Genomic DNA, 15,429 nt, shown 5'->3' with positions numbered 1-15,429 from the left:
TCCGGTCAGTGCAGGGTGGATTTGTCCGGGGCGGGGCCGGCGTCGGGTTTCAGTGGGTGGAGGTTGTCGCGCACCAGCAGGGCGGCGACACGGACATATTCCACCAGCTCCGCGTAGGCGGACTCGTTGTCCTCGGTGGACTCGGGGTCCAGTTCCACCCGGGCGATCTCACCCAGGTCCGTGAGCACCTCGCGCACGTCCGTGGGCAGTTCGCTGAGCTCCGGGAGGCCGGCCACGCCCAGGCCGTAGAGAAAACCCTGGCACCACTGGGAAAGCGCATCGGCGCGCACCTCCAGGGCCTCCTCGTCAGGGGGGAGGAGCAGGTCGAAGGCCAGGTCCTTATCGTCGAGCTGGCTTTGCACCTGGTCATAGAGGCCGGCGAGCAGGGCCAGGACCCGTTTGGCGGCGTCGCCGCTGGGTTGGGTGCCGCTCAGCACCTGCGCGATCCAACGCGCCTTGTCGGCGCCGTCGGGCAGGGCGCTCATGCCACAGAGCACACCGTGGGCCTCGGCCGGGTGGCTGCTGGCGTTAATAGCTGCGAGGGCTTCCTGCAGGTCGTCGTAGGCTGCTTCCAGGCGCATGACGCTCACTTGGGTTGTTTACGGACATCCAATGCTAACACCACTCGGGTTGGGAGTCGGGATTGTGGTGGCTGTGGCGCTCTTTTTGCGTTGACCTTAAGGGGCGCGCACACTATATTCCGGATTAACGTCAAAAGAGGTCGTCAAGTGGCTGATTCCGTTACCGAAGAGCTGGTGCGGCTTGAGCAGCGCGTGGAGGCGCTGCTGAAGGCCGACGCCCGGCTCAGGGAAGAAAACCGGGTGCTGCGCCAGTCCCTGGAGCAGCTCAATGCCGAGCGTGCCAGCCTGAAGGAGAAGAACGACCTGGCCCGCTCACAGATCGAGGCCATGATCAGCCGTCTGCGCGCCATGGAGCACGGTTGACCTCACCCCCGCCGGAGACCCTGTCATGACCGAACCCGTCAAGATCCAGATCCTGGACAAGGAATACATGATTGCCTGCCCCGAGGACGAGAAACAGGGGCTGTTGCAGTCCGCCGATTACCTGCATCGGAAGATGAAGGAGATCCGGGATCGCGGCAAGGTGCTGGGCACCGACCGGATCGCGGTGATGGCCGCGCTCAACATCACCTACGAACTTCTGGAGGCGCGCCAGGAGAACGCCAGCATGGAGGACGTGCGGCGCCGGCTGCGGGCGTTGGATGCGCGCATCGCCGAGGCCACCGGTGAGTAGCGCTGCCGCACCCTAACGGGGTCGGGGCGAAAGGACTGGACGGCGCCGGTGCCCCTGGTCCATCATGGACTCACGCCCCCTGCGGTGTACGAGCGCGGGCTAAGTATTCTTGAGCCTCAACGTAATCGCCAGGGGATAAGGCGTGGAGTGGCTGGTGTGCATGTCCGCCCTGGTAGCGGAAAGCCTAAGGCGCTCCCGATATCCCCACCTGGACCTCAGGGTTCAAGGGCGATGCCCGCACGGCACAGGCGGGGGGCGTCTTTCTTTCCCTATCGGGGCCGTGTGATGGCTCTGGTAAGCTGATCGGCATGTCGGTCGAACCCCCTCAGGACCCCTTGGACAGGCAGCAGGTGCGCCACGCTATGCGCGCCCGCCGCCGTGCGCAACCCATGGCCGTGCGCCGCTGGGCCGCCCGCCAGCTCGCCCGCCGCGTGGCCCGCCATCCGCTGTTGCGCAACGTCCGCCGGTTGGCCGCCTTCATGCCCGCCGACGGTGAGATGGACCCGCTGCCCCTGATGCGGCGTCTGCACCGGCGGGGGATCACCCTCTACCTGCCGGTGGTGCGCCCCGGCAGCCGGGTGTTGCGCTTCCGGGCCTGGTGCCCGGGGCGGCCGCTACGACCCAACCGGTTCGGTATCCCCGAGCCGCTGCCCAACAGCTCCCCGTTACTGCGCCCCCGGGATCTCGACTTGGTGCTGACGCCGCTGGTGGCGTTCGACCACCGGGGCGGCCGGCTCGGCATGGGCGGCGGCTTCTACGATGCCAGCTTCGCCTTCCTCGGGCGCTGGCGCTGGCGCACCCACCCCCGCCTGCTGGGTGTGGCCTGGTCCTTCCAGCACGTCCCGGAGCTGCCCCTGGCCCCCTGGGATATCCCGCTGCACGGGGTGGCGACGGAGCGGGGAATCTGGATCCCGCGAAACGGCTCGGTCAGGCGCTAGCCAAGGTGGCTGTTGGGACATGCCGGGGAGGGGCGGAGATCGGGATGGGGCTCCGAATGCGCACCCCTTCGGGGTCCCCTGCGCTACTCGCAAAAGAGCGGCGGCGCGAACTCGCTTCGCTCGGACAGGCGCGCCTTTTTTCCGCTCTTTTGCTGCGTTGCTCGGTGCGCATAAGTCGCCCCATCCCGATCTCCGCCCCTCCCCGGCATGTCCCAACAGCCGCCCGGGCCGATAAGACAAACCCCGTCGCGCTGTGCAAAACTGGCGCCGATTATTGGCTTGCAACCGGGGGAGTGCATGAACTACTGGCTGATGAAGTCGGAGCCGGACGAGTTCGGCATCGAGGACCTGAAGCAGCGCCCGGACCAGATCGAACCCTGGGACGGCGTGCGCAACTACCAGGCGCGCAACATGATGCGCGACCAGATGAAGGTCGGCGACCTGGCCTTCTTCTACCATTCCAACACCAAGCCGCCGGGTATTGTCGGCATCGTCGAGATCGTGCGCGAGGGCTACCCCGACCCCACCCAGTTCGACCCCGATGACAAGCACTACGACCCCAAGAGCGACCCGGAGAAGCCGCGCTGGTACCTGGTGGACGTGAAATTCAAGGCGATACTGCCGCGCAAGGTGACCCTGCACGAACTCAAACGCCAACCGCAGTTGGAGGGGATGAAGCTGCTGGCCCGGGGGAACCGGCTGTCGGTCATGCCGGTGGAGCCGGATCACTGGGCGCATATTATCGCCCTGGCCGAGCAGGACCCGGCGGGCTGAGTCGGCTCACGCCGGGCAGAACGCGGACGGGGGCCGTCAGGCCCCCGTCCGGACATGCAGTCGAGGCGGGCTCAGACCGCCGCCACGTCCTCCGCCTGCAGGCCCTTGGGGCCGCGAACCACGTTGAACTCCACCTGCTGGCCCTCGTCCAGCGAGCGGAAGCCCTCACCGCGGATCGCGCGGAAATGCACAAACACGTCCTCACCCTGCTCGCGCTGGATGAAGCCGAACCCCTTGGCGTTATCAAACCATTTGACCGTACCGGTCTCGCGTTCTGCCATGACAGCAACCTCTGAAAACCTTGACGTAAAGCGTTCCCCGCCGGGTTGCAAGCGTTGCCCGGACTGGCTGGGAGGCTGCTGAACACACGATGCACTCGAGGGATTCGGCAGTCCTGAGTCAGACTGGTCAAGCATGTAACCCGACTTTTGCCATATTGGCAGACTGTCGCGAATAATCAACGTTGGATTCATGACAGGATTGCCGGGCAGATCACGGAGATAGCATGCTCAGAGCCGTCGTTATCATTGGTGGCACCGTCCTGCTGGCCTGGCTGGCGATGAGCCTCATCATGGCCCTGGGGCAGAACCGGCTGGTCTTCCTGCCGCATATTCCTGGGCGCGAGCTGGTGGCCACGCCGGAGGCCCGCGGGCTGCCCTACCAGGAGGTGTGGCTGACCACGGCCGACGAACTGCGCCTGCACGCCTGGTGGCTGCCCCACGACTCGCCGCGGGGCACGCTGCTGTTCCTGCATGGGAATGCCGGCAACATCTCCCATCGCCTGGATTCGCTGGAGATCTTCCACGAACTGGGGGTATCGGTGCTGATCCTGGACTATCGCGGCTACGGCCGAAGCGAGGGGCGGCCGGATGAGCCGGGGGTCTATAAGGATGCGGAGGCCGCCCTGACGTGGCTGGAGGGGCAGCAGGGCCTGGCTCCGGAGGAGGTCATCCTGTTCGGCCGATCCTTGGGTGCGGCCGTGGCGGCCCGGACCGCGGCCCGGCAGCCGGTCCGCGGCCTGATCCTGGAGTCCGCCTTCACTAGCGCGCCGGACCTGGGGGCCGAGCTTTACCCCTTCCTCCCCGTGCGCCTGCTGGCGCGCCTGCAGTTGGATGCCCGCGAGGCGGTCAGCCGGGTGGAGGCGCCGACCCTGGTGGTCCACAGCCGGCAGGATGATATCGTCCCCTTCCACCACGGTGAGGCCCTATATCGGGCGGCCGCCCGCCCGGTGGGGCTGCTCGAACTGCGGGGCGACCACAACACCGGCTTCCTCGTCAGCCGGGAGGATTATGTCGCCGGTCTGGATGAGTACCTGAGCGAATTACCCTGATACAGGCCTCGTGTAACATAGAGCGATTCTGTATCGCCGGGGGCTGACCCGGAAACCGGGCAACGAACAAGGAGCTGACCGATGGAACCGCATTACGACCTGCTGGTGATTGGGGGTGGCAGTGGTGGTATGGCCACCGCGCGTCGGGCCGCCAGCTATGGTGCGAAAGTGGCGCTGGTGGAGCGTTCGCGGCTGGGAGGGACGTGTGTCAATGTCGGTTGCGTGCCCAAGAAGGTGATGTGGAGCGCGGCGCACACGGCCGATGCGCTGCACCGGGCCGCTGATTACGGTTTCCGGGTGGGCCCTGCCACCCTGGACTGGGCCGAGCTCAAGCGTCGGCGTGACGCCTACATCCGACGCCTGAACGGGATCTATGAGCGTAATATCGACAAGTCCGGTATCACGCTGCTGACCGGTGAGGCGCGCCTGGCCGATGCGCGCACGGTGGAGGTGAACGGCGAGCGCTACACCGCCAGCCACATCCTGCTGGCCACCGGCGGGCGGCCGAGCCGTCCCGACATCCCGGGCCAGGAACTGGGTATCGACTCCGACGGCTTCTTCGAACTGGCCCAGCAGCCACGCCGCGTGGCGGTGGTGGGGGCGGGCTACATTGCGGTGGAGCTGGCCGGCGTGCTGCACCACCTGGGCACTCAGACCGACCTGGTGGTCCGGCGCGAGGCGGCGCTGCGCAGCTTCGACCCGCTGGTCCGGGACAGCTTGCTGGAGGCGATGGATCAGGACGGCATCACACTGCAGACCCACTCCGTGCCCAAGGCGCTGGAGCGTGCCGATGACGGCACCCTGACGCTGGCACTGGAGGACGGCCGTCATATCGGTGGTTACGACCAGGTCATCTGGGCGATTGGCCGTGATCTGTGCACCGACGGCCTGGGGCTGGAGGCCGCCGGCGTGGCGCGCAACGCGGACGGCAGTATCCCGGTCAACGCCTACCAGGAGACCAATGTCCAGGGCGTCTACGCGGTGGGGGACATCATCGGTCACCACCCGCTGACCCCGGTGGCCATCGCCGCCGGCCGCCGTCTGGCCGACCGCCTCTTTGGCGGCCAGGCCGACCGCCACCTGGACTACCGCTACGTGCCCACTGTGGTCTTCACTCATCCGCCCATCGGCACGGTGGGGCTGACCGAGCCGGAGGCCCGGGCGGAGTACGGTGATGACGAGGTGGAGGTGTTCACCACCCGGTTTGTCGCCATGGACTACGCCTTGGGCGAGGACAAGCGGCGCAGCGCCATGAAGCTGGTGACCGTGGGCGACAATCGTCGCGTGGTTGGTGCGCACCTGTTCGGCGTGGGGTCGGACGAGATGTTGCAGGGCTTTGCCGTGGCCATCCGCATGGGCGCCACCAAGCAGGACCTGGACGATACCGTTGCCATCCACCCCACCGCCGCCGAAGAGCTGGTGACCCTGCCGGGTTGAGTCGAGTGTCGGGCGGCCGGGCGGGGGATCGTCCGCTGGGGCGACTTATGCGCACCGAGCAACGCAGGGAAAAATCGGGAAAAGCGCGTGCCTGTTCGAGCGAAGCGAGTTCACGCGCGCCGATTTTTCCCGAGTAGCGCAGGGAACCCCCGAAGGGGGTGCGCATTTGGAGCCCCAGCGGACGATCCCCCGCCCGGCCGCCCGACACTCGATCCCGCCATCCCCCGCGGTCGCGAACCAAGCCCCCCGTTGAACGGTCTGCTGAAGTAGACTGGACGCATTCCATAGCCCGCGGCCTGGGTTTTATTGGCAGGCCGCTCCGAGTGATCGAGTGAGAGAGACAAGCATGAGCGACAATCCGCTGCTGCACGACGAGCCGCTGCCGCCCTTCCCCGAGATCCAGCCCGAGCACGTGGAGCCGGCCATCGACGAGTTGCTGGCCCACTGCCGGCAGACCCTGCGTGAGGTGCTGGAGCGGGGCGACTGGACCTGGGACGGGCTGGTGGCGCCGCTGGAGGCCGCCGACGAGCGCCTGAGCCGGGCTTGGTCGCCGGTCTCGCATATGAACGCGGTGGTTAACAGCGAGGCGCTGCGCGCCGCCTACAATGCCTGTCTGCCCAAGCTCAGCGCTTACGCCACCGAAGTGGGGCAGAACGCCGAACTGTGCGCCGCCTTCCACGCCCTGCGCGACAGTGAGGAGTACCAGGCGCTGGATAGTGCCCAGCAGCGCACCATCGACAATGCCCTGCGCGACTTCCGCCTCTCAGGCGTGGACCTGCCGGCGGACCAGAAGCAACGCTACGGAGAGATCGCCCAACGCCTGTCCGAGCTCTCCGCCAAGTTCGGCGAGAACGTACTCGACGCCACCAACGCCTGGCACAAGGACCTGTCGGACGCGGAGGTCCTGTCCGGCCTGCCCGACTCCTCCCTGGCGCTGGCCCGGCAGACCGCTGAGCGCGCCGGAGTCGAGGGCTACCGGATCAACCTGGAGTTCCCCAGCTTCTTCGCGGTCATCACCTACGCCGACGACCGCGCGCTGCGCCGCGAGGTTTACGAGGCCTGGAGCACCCGGGCCTCCGAGCGGGGGCCCCACGGCGGCCAATGGGACAACCTGCCGCTGATGGAGGAGATCCTGGCCCTGCGCCACGAGAAGGCGCGGCTGCTGGGGTACGACAACTTCGCCGAACTCTCCCTGGCCAAGAAGATGGCCGGCTCCACCGATGAGGTCCTGGGCTTCCTGAATGACCTGGCTGAGCGCGCCCGGCCCCGCGCCGAGGATGAGCTGGCCGAGCTGCGCCGCTTTGCCGGCGAGGAGCTGGGTCTGACCGACCTCCAGGCCTGGGATATCCCCTATGCCTCGGAGAAGCTGCGCCAGGCCCGCTTCCAACTCTCGGACGAGGACCTTCGTCCCTATTTCCCGGCCGAGCGGGTGATGGCCGGGCTCTTTGAGGTGGTGCAGCGGCTCTACGGCCTGCATATTGAGGAGCGCCAGGGCGTGCCCGTCTGGCACGAGGACGTCCGCTACTACGAGATCCGCGACCGGGACGGCGATCTGCGCGGGGCCTTCTACACCGATCTCTATGCCCGCCCCCACAAGCGCGGCGGCGCTTGGATGGACGAGTGCCGGGCGCGGATGCGCCAGGGGGAGCGGGTGCAGGTGCCGGTGGCTTATCTCACCTGTAACTTCACGCCGGCGGTAGGCGACCAGCCGGCACTGCTCACCCACGGCGAGGTGACCACGCTGTTCCACGAGTTTGGCCACGGGCTGCACCACATGCTGACCCGGGTGGAGGCGCCGGCGGTGGCCGGGATCCGCGGGGTTGCCTGGGATGCGGTGGAGTTGCCCAGTCAGTTCATGGAGAACTGGTGCTGGGAGCGCGAGGCGCTGGATCTGTTCGCGGCGCACTATCAGACCGGGGCCCGGATCCCGGAGGATCTCTTCCGGCGTATGCGGGCGGCGCGCAATTTCCAGTCGGCCATGCAGATGGTGCGCCAGCTCGAGTTCTCGCTGTTCGATTTCCGCCTGCACGCGGGGTATGACCCGGAGCGGGGCGCGCGCATCTATCCGCTGTTGGAGGAGGTGCGCGAGCAGGTGGCGGTGGTCCGGCCGCCGGAGTGGAACCGCTTTGCCAACAGCTTCGGGCATATCTTTGCCGGCGGTTATGCGGCCGGCTATTATAGCTACAAGTGGGCGGAGGTGCTGTCGGCGGATGCCTATTCGCGGTTTGAGGAGGAGGGCATCTTCAACCAACAGGCCGGGCATGAGTTCATGACCCACATCCTGGAGAAGGGCGGCTCCGAGGACCCCATGGTGCTGTTCCGCAACTTCCGCGGGCGGGCGCCGCGGATCGACGCCCTGTTGCGGCATTCCGGGCTGGCGGCGTGACCTCTGCTTTGGGAGGTTCGTTGTCGGCATTGGGTGTCGAGGTCTGAGGATACGGCCATCGCAACCCCCAACCCCGGCCTGCGCTGGTGTCTCCCGTGGTCTCTCAAAGATGGGGTGAAGTGCCGCTTGGTGCAGGTCGTGTCCCGGCACACCCCCCTCAGCAGCCATCCGAAAGCCCAAAGCCGACCATCTGGAGGGGTGCGGCGGTGGTTCGGGTGCGAATCGTAGGCAGCAGGGATGCTGCCTACGAGCCCCCATGGATGGGTTCACGGCGTATTCGCACCCGAACCACCGCCGCACCCCGTCCTGAGCCCCATCGCAGTCGCCCAACCAACAGACCGCTCCACCCAACGAGCCTGATCGCAGTCGCCCAACCAACAGACCGCACCCGCCCAACGAGCCTCATCGCAGCCGGCCAACGAGCCGATCACTCAAGCCCAATTACCCGATCTCGCTTCCGCCAAAGCGCAGCATCCCGTGACCAAACCGTGCGACCTACCGGGTGCCGGCTGGCTCCGGCTGCCAGTCCTGGGCATACAAGCCCCGCTTGACCCAAAACCGGAAGGAGCTCTGCGGCCAGTCCGCCGGGGCGTCGGCCAGGCCGTGGCGCACCGGGTCCGCGTGCAGGCGGTCCAGGGTCTCACGCAGCGCCGCCGGGGACTCCAGCGGGAGACTGCGCACCGCCGGGTCCCAGTACCCCCGTAACCCCGCCGCGCGCGACACCCGCAGCTTGACCCGCTTCCAGCGCCCGGCATGATCCTCGTCCGGCAACGTCCACACCGTATGCAGATGGTCCGGCATCACCACCGCACCGACGATGTGGAAGGGATGGTCGCGCATCACCTGGCGCAACGCCGTGCGCAGGTACTGCACCTGAAGGGGGTTACGGAAATGGGGCTGACGGCGCCCGGTGGCCAGGGTGAAAAAGAAGGTACCACCGGGACGGTATACGGGTTCCAGTAAATCCATGGCGTCCTGCCTTGTTGTGGTGGGTCTCGCTCCATGCGACTGCAGGCAAGGCCTGCGCCTACCAGATTATCAGAACCCGCCCGCCGCTGCCGCCGCGCCATTCGCGCCCCGGGGCGGCCCCGTAAAGTCGGTGGCGCCAGAGTGCTATCATCAACCGACGCCAACAGTCAGAAAGGACGGCCCATGAAATACCGCGATCTGCGCGACTTCATCAGCAAGCTGGAGGCCGACGGCGAACTGCGCCGGGTCGACGTCGAGGTGGACCCGCGGCTGGAGATGACCGAGGTCTGCGACCGCACCCTGCGCGCCGAAGGCCCCGCCATCCTGTTCCAAAAGCCCAAGGGGTACAGGATGCCCGTCCTCGGTAACCTCTTCGGGACGCCGCGCCGGGTGGCCCTGGGCATGGGGGCCGAGGACGTCTCCGCCCTGCGCGAGATCGGCGAGCTGCTCGCCTTCCTTCGCCAGCCGGAACCCCCCAAGGGGCTGCGCGACGCCTGGTCGCAGTTGCCGGTCTTCCGCAAGGTGCTGGACATGGGCCCGAAAAAGGTCCGCCGTGCCGCCTGCCAGGAGGTGGTGGTGGAGGGCGATGACGTGGACCTGGGCCGGCTGCCGGTGCAGACCTGCTGGCCGGGGGACGCCGGGCCGTTGATCACCTGGGCGCTGGTGGTGACCCGCGGCCCGGAGAAGGAGCGCCAGAACCTGGGCATCTACCGCAACCAGGTGATCGGCCGCAACCGAACCATCATGCGCTGGCTCGCCCACCGGGGCGGGGCGCTGGACTTCCGCGACTGGCAGCGCGAGCGGCCGGGCGAACCCTTCCCCGTGGCCATCGCCCTCGGTGCCGACCCGGCCACCATCCTGGGGGCCGTCACCCCGGTGCCCGACAGTCTGTCCGAGTACGGCTTCGCCGGGCTGTTGCGCGGCAGCAAGACCGAGCTGGTCAAGTGCCTGGGCCCGGACCTGCAGGTGCCCGCCTCGGCGGAGATCGTCCTGGAAGGGCACATCCACCCGGACGACACCGCACCGGAGGGGCCCTTTGGGGACCACACCGGCTACTACAACGAGGTGGACCACTTCCCGGTGTTCACCGTGGATCGCATCACCCACCGCCGCGACCCCATCTACCACTCCACCTATACCGGCCGGCCGCCGGACGAGCCGGCCATCCTCGGGGTGGCGCTCAACGAGGTCTTCGTGCCCATCCTGCGCAAACAGTTCCCCGAGATCAGCGATTTCTACCTGCCGCCGGAGGGGTGCTCCTACCGCATGGCCGTGGTCACCATGAAAAAGCAGTACCCCGGCCACGCCAAGCGGGTGATGCTGGGCGTGTGGTCCTTCCTGCGCCAGTTCATGTACACCAAGTTTGTTATCGTTACCGACGACGACGTGAACGCCCGCGACTGGAAGGATGTCATCTGGGCCATGACCACGCGCATGGACCCCAAGCGGGACACCGTGATGATCGATAACACGCCTATTGACTACCTGGACTTTGCCTCGCCGGTCTCCGGCCTGGGTTCCAAGATCGGCTTCGATGCCACCCACAAGTGGCCCGGCGAGACCGACCGCGAGTGGGGGCGGCCTATTGTCATGGATGACGAGACCCGGGCGCGGGTCGATGCGCTCTGGCCTAAGCTGGGATTAGACTGAATTGCACCACGACCACAGGGATGACTGCATGAGCTACAAGGTCCTTATCGAACCCACCGGTCATGAGTTCACCGTCGAGCCGGGTGAGGCCGTCCTCACGGCGGCCCTGCGCCACGGCTTGATCCTGCCCTACAGCTGTCGCAGCGGGACCTGCGGCGCCTGTATGGGCAAGGTGGTCTCCGGCGAGGTGACCTACCCGGAGGGGCGGCCCGAGGCCCTCAGCGATACCGAGGAGGCGGTGGGCCAGGCCCTGTTCTGTCAGGCGCAGCCGAATACCGACCTCAGTATCGAGGTGCGCGAACTGCGCGAGGCCGGCGAGCTGACCCCGCGCACGATGCCGACCCGGGTGGTGCGGATCGAGGACCTGGCCCACGACGTGCGCCGGCTCTGGCTCAAACTGCCCCAGAATGAGCGCCTGCAGTACCTGGCCGGGCAGTATATCGACGTGCTGCTGCGCGACGGCCGCCGGCGCGGCTTCTCCCTGGCCAACCCGCCCCACGACGACGAGTTGCTGGAGGTACACGTGCGCCATGTGCCGGGGGGCGAGTTCACCGGCTATGTCTTCAATGAGCTCAAGGAAAAGGCCCTCCTGCGCATCGAGGGGCCGCTGGGGACCTTCAGCCTGGACGAGGAATCCGACCGGCCCATCATCATGCTGGCGGGGGGGACCGGCTTTGCCCCGATCAAGGCAATGGTGGAGCACGCCATCTATGTGGGGATCCAGCGCCCCATCCACATCTACTGGGGGGTGCGCGCCCGCCGCGACCTCTACCTGGACGGCCTGCCGCGCCGCTGGGCCAGCGAGCACGACCACATCCATTATGTCCCGGTGCTCTCGGAGCCCCGGCCCGACGACCGTTGGGAGGGGCGCGTCGGCCTGGTCCACAACGTGCTGCTGCAGGATATTCCCGTCCTCTCCCGTTACGAGGTCTACGCCGCGGGGCCACCGGCCATGATCGCCGCCGCCCGGCGGGACCTGGTGGCCCACGGCCTGCCGGAGGACCGGTTTTTCTACGACGCCTTCGAGTACAGTAGGGACCGCCCGGGCGCAGAATGAGACATTGCGCAATATCTGCTTGAGCAGGCCGCTGGTAATGGTCTACCTTTCACGGCAGGGGCTGAGGGGTTGTAGCCAGACCCTGACCTTTGATTTCCCAAAATCGTTTGGAGCACGGAATGATGATGCAGAACAACAACGAAGGATATCGACGCACCGGCCTGGGTGCGATGTGCTCCGGCCTGGTGATGGCCGGTATGCTGGCGGTATCCGGCGCGGCGTTTGCCGGCGGGCACGACAGTGGCCAAGGGTTTCTGACCGACACCCGGGGCAATGAAGTGCGCAGCGGCTTCGGGCTCTGCTGGGGGGTGACCTGGGAGACGGCCACTCAGCCGCCCGCATGCCTGGATGAGCCCGAGCCCGAGCCGGCGCCCGAGCCGGAGCCGGAGCCCGAACTGGAGCGGATCAGCGTCGACAGCGAGGCGCTGTTCGGCTTCGACAGCGACGAGCTCACCCCCGGTGGCCGCGCCAACCTGCGCAATGTCATCGAGCGCATCAACGCCATGGAGCGGGTCGACAGTATCCGGGTGAATGGCCACACCGACCATATCGGCAGCGCCGCTTATAACCAGGAACTGTCCGAGCGCCGTGCCGCCGCCGTGCGGACCTTCATGGTCCAGCAGGGGGTGGACGACAACCTGATCACCTCCCGTGGTTACGGTGAGGACCGGCCGGTCAAGGAGTGTCCTGACAACCTGTCCGGGTCCGCGTTGATCGAGTGCCTGGCACCCAACCGCCGGGTGGAGATCCACGTGGAGGGCGTGCGCTGAGGCGTCACCCTTCACCTTCGGACGAAAAGGCGCCCTTCAGGGCGCCTTTTTTGTATCCGCTGCCGGTTGTCCCTCATCCGTTGCCCGGTCCCGGCTGCGGGCCCGCCGGGCCAGCCAGCGCCAGAGCGAGCCGTCGGGCCTCAGCTCGCCGGTCCCCAGGTAGCGCAAGGTGTTGATGTTGTGGAGGCTCGTCTCCAATTGGCGGCGCGCCTTCGCCGTGCCGCAAAGCAGGACCTGGTCATCGGGTTCGATCACGGTGTCCTCTTCCGGCACCAGATGCACCTCGTCGCTGCGGGTCAGCAGCAGGGGCAGGACGTCCAGCGGGGCCTCGCGGTCGCCGGGGTCGCGTAAGAGCTGGCCCAGCCGCTTGATCAGGCCCTCGCGCAACGCCGCGATCAGCACGGGACAACACTCTTCGCCCAGGCGGAGGGTCCAGATCTCCGGCACCATTTCCCCGGACACCAGGCGCATGCGCGTCACCAGGTTGGCGTGCCAAGCCGGCTCCTTCTTCCGCGCCAAGCGGAGAAAGTCGGGCAGGAGCGGGGCATTGACCAACGACAGGATGCGGGTGGCGATGATGTAGCTGGGTTCCACGGGCAGGTGTAAATCGGCTGCCCGGAAGACCGCCTTGTTGGCCAGCTGGTTGTTGCGGGCCCCGAGGAAGATCTCGGGATTGAGATCGCGTGCGGTCATGATGATGGACAGGTTGTCGGCATCGTCGGTGGTGGCCGCGAGGATGGCCGCCGCCGACTTGACGCCGGCGGCCTCCAGGGTGTGGGCCTCAGTACCCTTGCCGACGATGGCTGCTTCAGGCGCGCCGCTCTCCTCCGGCGTGGCGTCGACCACCCTGGTGGCAACCCCGCCATCGTCCAGGTAGCGGTGTACCGCGCGGCCCAGCCGGCCGTAACCGCAGATGATCCAGGTGCCGGCCGGAGGGCGGGGCCGTTCCACCAGCGGGGAGCCCGGCATGCTGGAGAGCCATTCGTAGGCCTGGTGCATGCGGGGGCTGCGGATGGCCATCGCCAGCCGATCACCGAAGGCCTCAAAGGGGTTGACGATGTGGTCGGTGCCGAACGAGGCCATGTTGCCGGCCGCCTCCTCACTCTCGGCCCGGCAGATGACGGGCAGCGAGGGGTTGAGCAGCTTGCTGCTGATAGCGACCTGCAGGTTGGCGTGGTCGCTGTCAGTGACAGCGAGCACCCCGACACAGCACGGATGCTGCAGGCCGGCATCCAGCAGAGCGGTAGGCTGGCCGGCGTCGGTGCGCAATCCGGGTACGTAGCTCACCAGGTCCCGGGTGCCGAGCAGGTCGATCCGGTCCTGACGGATGTCCAGCACCACGGCGCGCAGGCCGCGCTCGGTGAGCGAGCGCACCAGAAGATGCCCGGTGTCGCCATAGCCGCAGATGAGGTAGAAGGGGTCGCGCAGGTGGCGCACCGTGCGGCTGAAGCGGGTCTGGGTGACCGTCTCCCGAAACTGCCGATCCTGGACCAGGGCGATGATGGTGACCAGGGCGTAGAACCAGGTGATGACCGTGAGGTAGATGGCGACCAGGGCCCACAGGCGCTGGGCGGGCGTGAAGTCGTAGGGCACCTCGCCGAAGCCGATGCTCGGTGCGGTGTAGGTGACGAAATAGAAGGCGTGCAGGAAGTCCATGCGCCAGGGCTCGCCCTGGTCGTCCACCCCGGGGATCAGGACCAGCCCCAGTATGGCGATGGCGTAAGCGCCGATCACCAGCAACAGCGGCCCCCGCATCCGCCGCAGGACCAGTGCGATCACGGTATGCATGGTGCTAGCGGTGCATCTTGGTCGTCTCGATGATCAACAGGGTCACCGAGACCAGGTTGGCGAGCAGGGCGCCGCCGGAGAGCGAGACGATGCTGGCGGTGACCATGGGCGTCAGCCCCACCTCGGTGCCGTAAACGGCGACCCCCCAGAGCACTGCGGCGGCGATCAGTTGCAGGTCGGCCACCAGGCTGGAGGCCAGCAGGATGGCGCCGATCTGCGTGCGTTCCCCGAACTTTAGGACGGTGGCGATCAGGTTGACCACGATGGCGGCGTAGAGCTCGTATACCGCGTGGTGTTCCGGGTTGTCGATCTCGCCGATGAAGAAGCCGAAGTTGAGGGTCAGGGCCAGCAGGATGAAGAATCCGAAGACGACTTTTTCCAGGTTCATGCAGGCGCTTCCTTGGCGGACGCGAGTCGGTCGGCAGCCCGTTGCGGTTCGGGTAGACGGTAGCGGGTGCAGCAGGTGAGCACCCAGTGTACGGCATCCTCGTGGCTGATCCGATGACCGGGGGAGACGTAGAGCGGGCGGACGTGGTCGCGACTGCGCAGCACCGTGCCGATACGCTCATGGCCGTCGTAGAGGCCGCTGGTGGCGCCCTTTTCCGGTCGGGGCTCGCGGTAGGTGCCCACCAGGCGGCTCTTACCCACGCCGATGGCCGGCAGGTCGGTGATCAGGCCGAGATGGGCGGCTATGCCCAGGCGGCGCGGGTGGGCGATGCCCTGCCCGTCGCAGAGCAGCAGCTCGGGGGTGACGTCCAGTTGTTCCAGCGCGCGCACCACGCCGGGTAGTTCCCGGAAGGAGAGCAGACCGGGGACGTAGGGCATGATCGCCGGGGCCCGGGCCACGCTCTGGGTGACCACGGCCAGGTCGGGTAACGACATCACCACCACGGCGGCGCGGATGGTGCGCCCACCGTCCACGACGCCGGCGTCCACGCCGGCGACCAGCCGGGGGCGGAAGCCACGCGGGGTCTTTAGGCAGAGCTGCTCACGCAGGGTCTGTTGCAGGCGGCGGCCTTCAGCGGCATCCACGGCCCAGGGGTGTAGTGCGCGGATGCTGACACCCATGGCCTTGC

At 67.3% G+C, this 15,429-nt stretch carries 16 protein-coding genes and 1 other RNA gene; 11 read left to right on the top strand and 6 right to left on the bottom strand.

What is annotated here, in order from left to right:
• Positions 1-5 precede the first annotated feature (5 nt).
• Positions 6-581, bottom strand: coding sequence for a UPF0149 family protein (locus tag MLG_RS12850; RefSeq protein WP_011630274.1), 576 nt, complete (start codon positions 579-581; stop codon positions 6-8).
• Between the two features lie 147 nt (positions 582-728).
• Between MLG_RS12850 and MLG_RS12845 the strand changes: the two genes are divergently transcribed.
• From MLG_RS12845 to MLG_RS12830, 5 genes are all read left to right on the top strand, one after another.
• On the top strand, positions 729-944 hold the full coding sequence (locus MLG_RS12845) for a TIGR02449 family protein (RefSeq protein WP_011630273.1): 216 nt from the start codon (positions 729-731) through the stop codon (positions 942-944).
• Between the two features lie 25 nt (positions 945-969).
• The gene (locus MLG_RS12840) at positions 970-1,254 is read left to right on the top strand and encodes a cell division protein ZapA (RefSeq protein ID WP_011630272.1); all 285 of its coding nucleotides are present in this window, start codon (positions 970-972) and stop codon (positions 1,252-1,254) included.
• 73 nt (positions 1,255-1,327) lie between these two features.
• Positions 1,328-1,513, top strand: a non-coding RNA gene (gene ssrS, locus MLG_RS15270) — 6S RNA.
• Between the two features lie 49 nt (positions 1,514-1,562).
• Positions 1,563-2,192, top strand: a complete 630-nt coding sequence (locus MLG_RS12835; RefSeq protein WP_011630271.1) for a 5-formyltetrahydrofolate cyclo-ligase — start codon at positions 1,563-1,565, stop codon at positions 2,190-2,192.
• Between the two features lie 297 nt (positions 2,193-2,489).
• A complete protein-coding gene (locus MLG_RS12830) occupies positions 2,490-2,966 on the top strand; it encodes an EVE domain-containing protein (protein ID WP_011630270.1) in 477 nt (158 codons plus the stop codon).
• A 71-nt stretch (positions 2,967-3,037) separates the two neighbouring features.
• Here MLG_RS12830 and MLG_RS12825 read toward each other — a convergent pair whose 3' ends face one another.
• On the bottom strand, positions 3,038-3,247 hold the full coding sequence (locus tag MLG_RS12825) for a cold-shock protein (protein WP_011630269.1): 210 nt from the start codon (positions 3,245-3,247) through the stop codon (positions 3,038-3,040).
• Between the two features lie 224 nt (positions 3,248-3,471).
• Between MLG_RS12825 and MLG_RS12820 the strand changes: the two genes are divergently transcribed.
• From MLG_RS12820 to prlC, 3 genes are all read left to right on the top strand, one after another.
• Positions 3,472-4,296: an alpha/beta hydrolase gene (locus MLG_RS12820; RefSeq protein ID WP_011630268.1), complete on the top strand. Its 825-nt coding sequence runs from the start codon at positions 3,472-3,474 to the stop codon at positions 4,294-4,296.
• A gap of 81 nt (positions 4,297-4,377) precedes the next feature.
• Positions 4,378-5,733, top strand: coding sequence for a glutathione-disulfide reductase (gene gorA / locus MLG_RS12815; protein WP_011630267.1), 1,356 nt, complete (start codon positions 4,378-4,380; stop codon positions 5,731-5,733).
• Positions 5,734-6,079: 346 nt separating this feature from the next.
• Complete coding sequence (prlC, locus tag MLG_RS12810; protein ID WP_011630266.1) at positions 6,080-8,119, top strand: oligopeptidase A; 2,040 nt, start codon at positions 6,080-6,082, stop codon at positions 8,117-8,119.
• 495 nt (positions 8,120-8,614) lie between these two features.
• Here prlC and MLG_RS12805 read toward each other — a convergent pair whose 3' ends face one another.
• On the bottom strand, positions 8,615-9,088 hold the full coding sequence (locus MLG_RS12805) for an REP-associated tyrosine transposase (protein ID WP_011630265.1): 474 nt from the start codon (positions 9,086-9,088) through the stop codon (positions 8,615-8,617).
• Between the two features lie 183 nt (positions 9,089-9,271).
• Between MLG_RS12805 and ubiD the strand changes: the two genes are divergently transcribed.
• From ubiD to MLG_RS14955, 3 genes are all read left to right on the top strand, one after another.
• The gene (gene ubiD / locus MLG_RS12800) at positions 9,272-10,738 is read left to right on the top strand and encodes a 4-hydroxy-3-polyprenylbenzoate decarboxylase (RefSeq protein WP_011630264.1); all 1,467 of its coding nucleotides are present in this window, start codon (positions 9,272-9,274) and stop codon (positions 10,736-10,738) included.
• 28 nt (positions 10,739-10,766) lie between these two features.
• A complete protein-coding gene (locus MLG_RS12795; RefSeq protein ID WP_011630263.1) occupies positions 10,767-11,795 on the top strand; it encodes a CDP-6-deoxy-delta-3,4-glucoseen reductase in 1,029 nt (342 codons plus the stop codon).
• A 119-nt stretch (positions 11,796-11,914) separates the two neighbouring features.
• Entirely contained in the window at positions 11,915-12,565 is a 651-nt protein-coding gene (locus MLG_RS14955) for an OmpA family protein (RefSeq protein WP_011630262.1), read from the top strand.
• Positions 12,566-12,601: 36 nt separating this feature from the next.
• Here MLG_RS14955 and MLG_RS12785 read toward each other — a convergent pair whose 3' ends face one another.
• The 3 genes from MLG_RS12785 to nfi are packed head-to-tail and all read right to left on the bottom strand — an operon-like array spanning position 12,602 to position 15,421.
• The gene (locus tag MLG_RS12785; RefSeq protein WP_011630261.1) at positions 12,602-14,353 is read right to left on the bottom strand and encodes a potassium channel family protein; all 1,752 of its coding nucleotides are present in this window, start codon (positions 14,351-14,353) and stop codon (positions 12,602-12,604) included.
• 4 nt (positions 14,354-14,357) lie between these two features.
• Complete coding sequence (locus MLG_RS12780; protein ID WP_011630260.1) at positions 14,358-14,741, bottom strand: DUF6394 family protein; 384 nt, start codon at positions 14,739-14,741, stop codon at positions 14,358-14,360.
• Positions 14,738-15,421, bottom strand: a complete 684-nt coding sequence (gene nfi, locus MLG_RS12775; protein WP_011630259.1) for a deoxyribonuclease V — start codon at positions 15,419-15,421, stop codon at positions 14,738-14,740. The genes MLG_RS12780 and nfi overlap by 4 nt, the downstream gene beginning before the upstream one ends.
• Positions 15,422-15,429 lie beyond the last annotated feature (8 nt).

It is taken from the genome of Alkalilimnicola ehrlichii MLHE-1, assembly GCF_000014785.1.
Taxonomy (GTDB): domain Bacteria; phylum Pseudomonadota; class Gammaproteobacteria; order Nitrococcales; family Halorhodospiraceae; genus Alkalilimnicola; species Alkalilimnicola ehrlichii.
Note: the sequence above shows the minus strand (reverse complement) of the source record. Positions and strands in the feature narration are given on the sequence as shown.

What these genes read in the sequence shown, in the direction of transcription:
- MLG_RS12850 (WP_011630274.1), bottom strand. Translation starts at nt 581, where the DNA reads ATGCGCCTGGAAGCAGCCTACGACGACCTGCAGGAAGCCCTCGCAGCT.
- MLG_RS12840 (WP_011630272.1), top strand. Translation starts at nt 970, where the DNA reads ATGACCGAACCCGTCAAGATCCAGATCCTGGACAAGGAATACATGATT.
- MLG_RS12835 (WP_011630271.1), top strand. Translation starts at nt 1,563, where the DNA reads ATGTCGGTCGAACCCCCTCAGGACCCCTTGGACAGGCAGCAGGTGCGC.
- MLG_RS12830 (WP_011630270.1), top strand. Translation starts at nt 2,490, where the DNA reads ATGAACTACTGGCTGATGAAGTCGGAGCCGGACGAGTTCGGCATCGAG.
- MLG_RS12825 (WP_011630269.1), bottom strand. Translation starts at nt 3,247, where the DNA reads ATGGCAGAACGCGAGACCGGTACGGTCAAATGGTTTGATAACGCCAAG.
- MLG_RS12820 (WP_011630268.1), top strand. Translation starts at nt 3,472, where the DNA reads ATGCTCAGAGCCGTCGTTATCATTGGTGGCACCGTCCTGCTGGCCTGG.
- gorA (WP_011630267.1), top strand. Translation starts at nt 4,378, where the DNA reads ATGGAACCGCATTACGACCTGCTGGTGATTGGGGGTGGCAGTGGTGGT.
- prlC (WP_011630266.1), top strand. Translation starts at nt 6,080, where the DNA reads ATGAGCGACAATCCGCTGCTGCACGACGAGCCGCTGCCGCCCTTCCCC.
- MLG_RS12805 (WP_011630265.1), bottom strand. Translation starts at nt 9,088, where the DNA reads ATGGATTTACTGGAACCCGTATACCGTCCCGGTGGTACCTTCTTTTTC.
- ubiD (WP_011630264.1), top strand. Translation starts at nt 9,272, where the DNA reads ATGAAATACCGCGATCTGCGCGACTTCATCAGCAAGCTGGAGGCCGAC.
- MLG_RS12795 (WP_011630263.1), top strand. Translation starts at nt 10,767, where the DNA reads ATGAGCTACAAGGTCCTTATCGAACCCACCGGTCATGAGTTCACCGTC.
- MLG_RS14955 (WP_011630262.1), top strand. Translation starts at nt 11,915, where the DNA reads ATGATGATGCAGAACAACAACGAAGGATATCGACGCACCGGCCTGGGT.
- MLG_RS12785 (WP_011630261.1), bottom strand. Translation starts at nt 14,353, where the DNA reads ATGCATACCGTGATCGCACTGGTCCTGCGGCGGATGCGGGGGCCGCTG.
- MLG_RS12780 (WP_011630260.1), bottom strand. Translation starts at nt 14,741, where the DNA reads ATGAACCTGGAAAAAGTCGTCTTCGGATTCTTCATCCTGCTGGCCCTG.
- nfi (WP_011630259.1), bottom strand. Translation starts at nt 15,421, where the DNA reads ATGGGTGTCAGCATCCGCGCACTACACCCCTGGGCCGTGGATGCCGCT.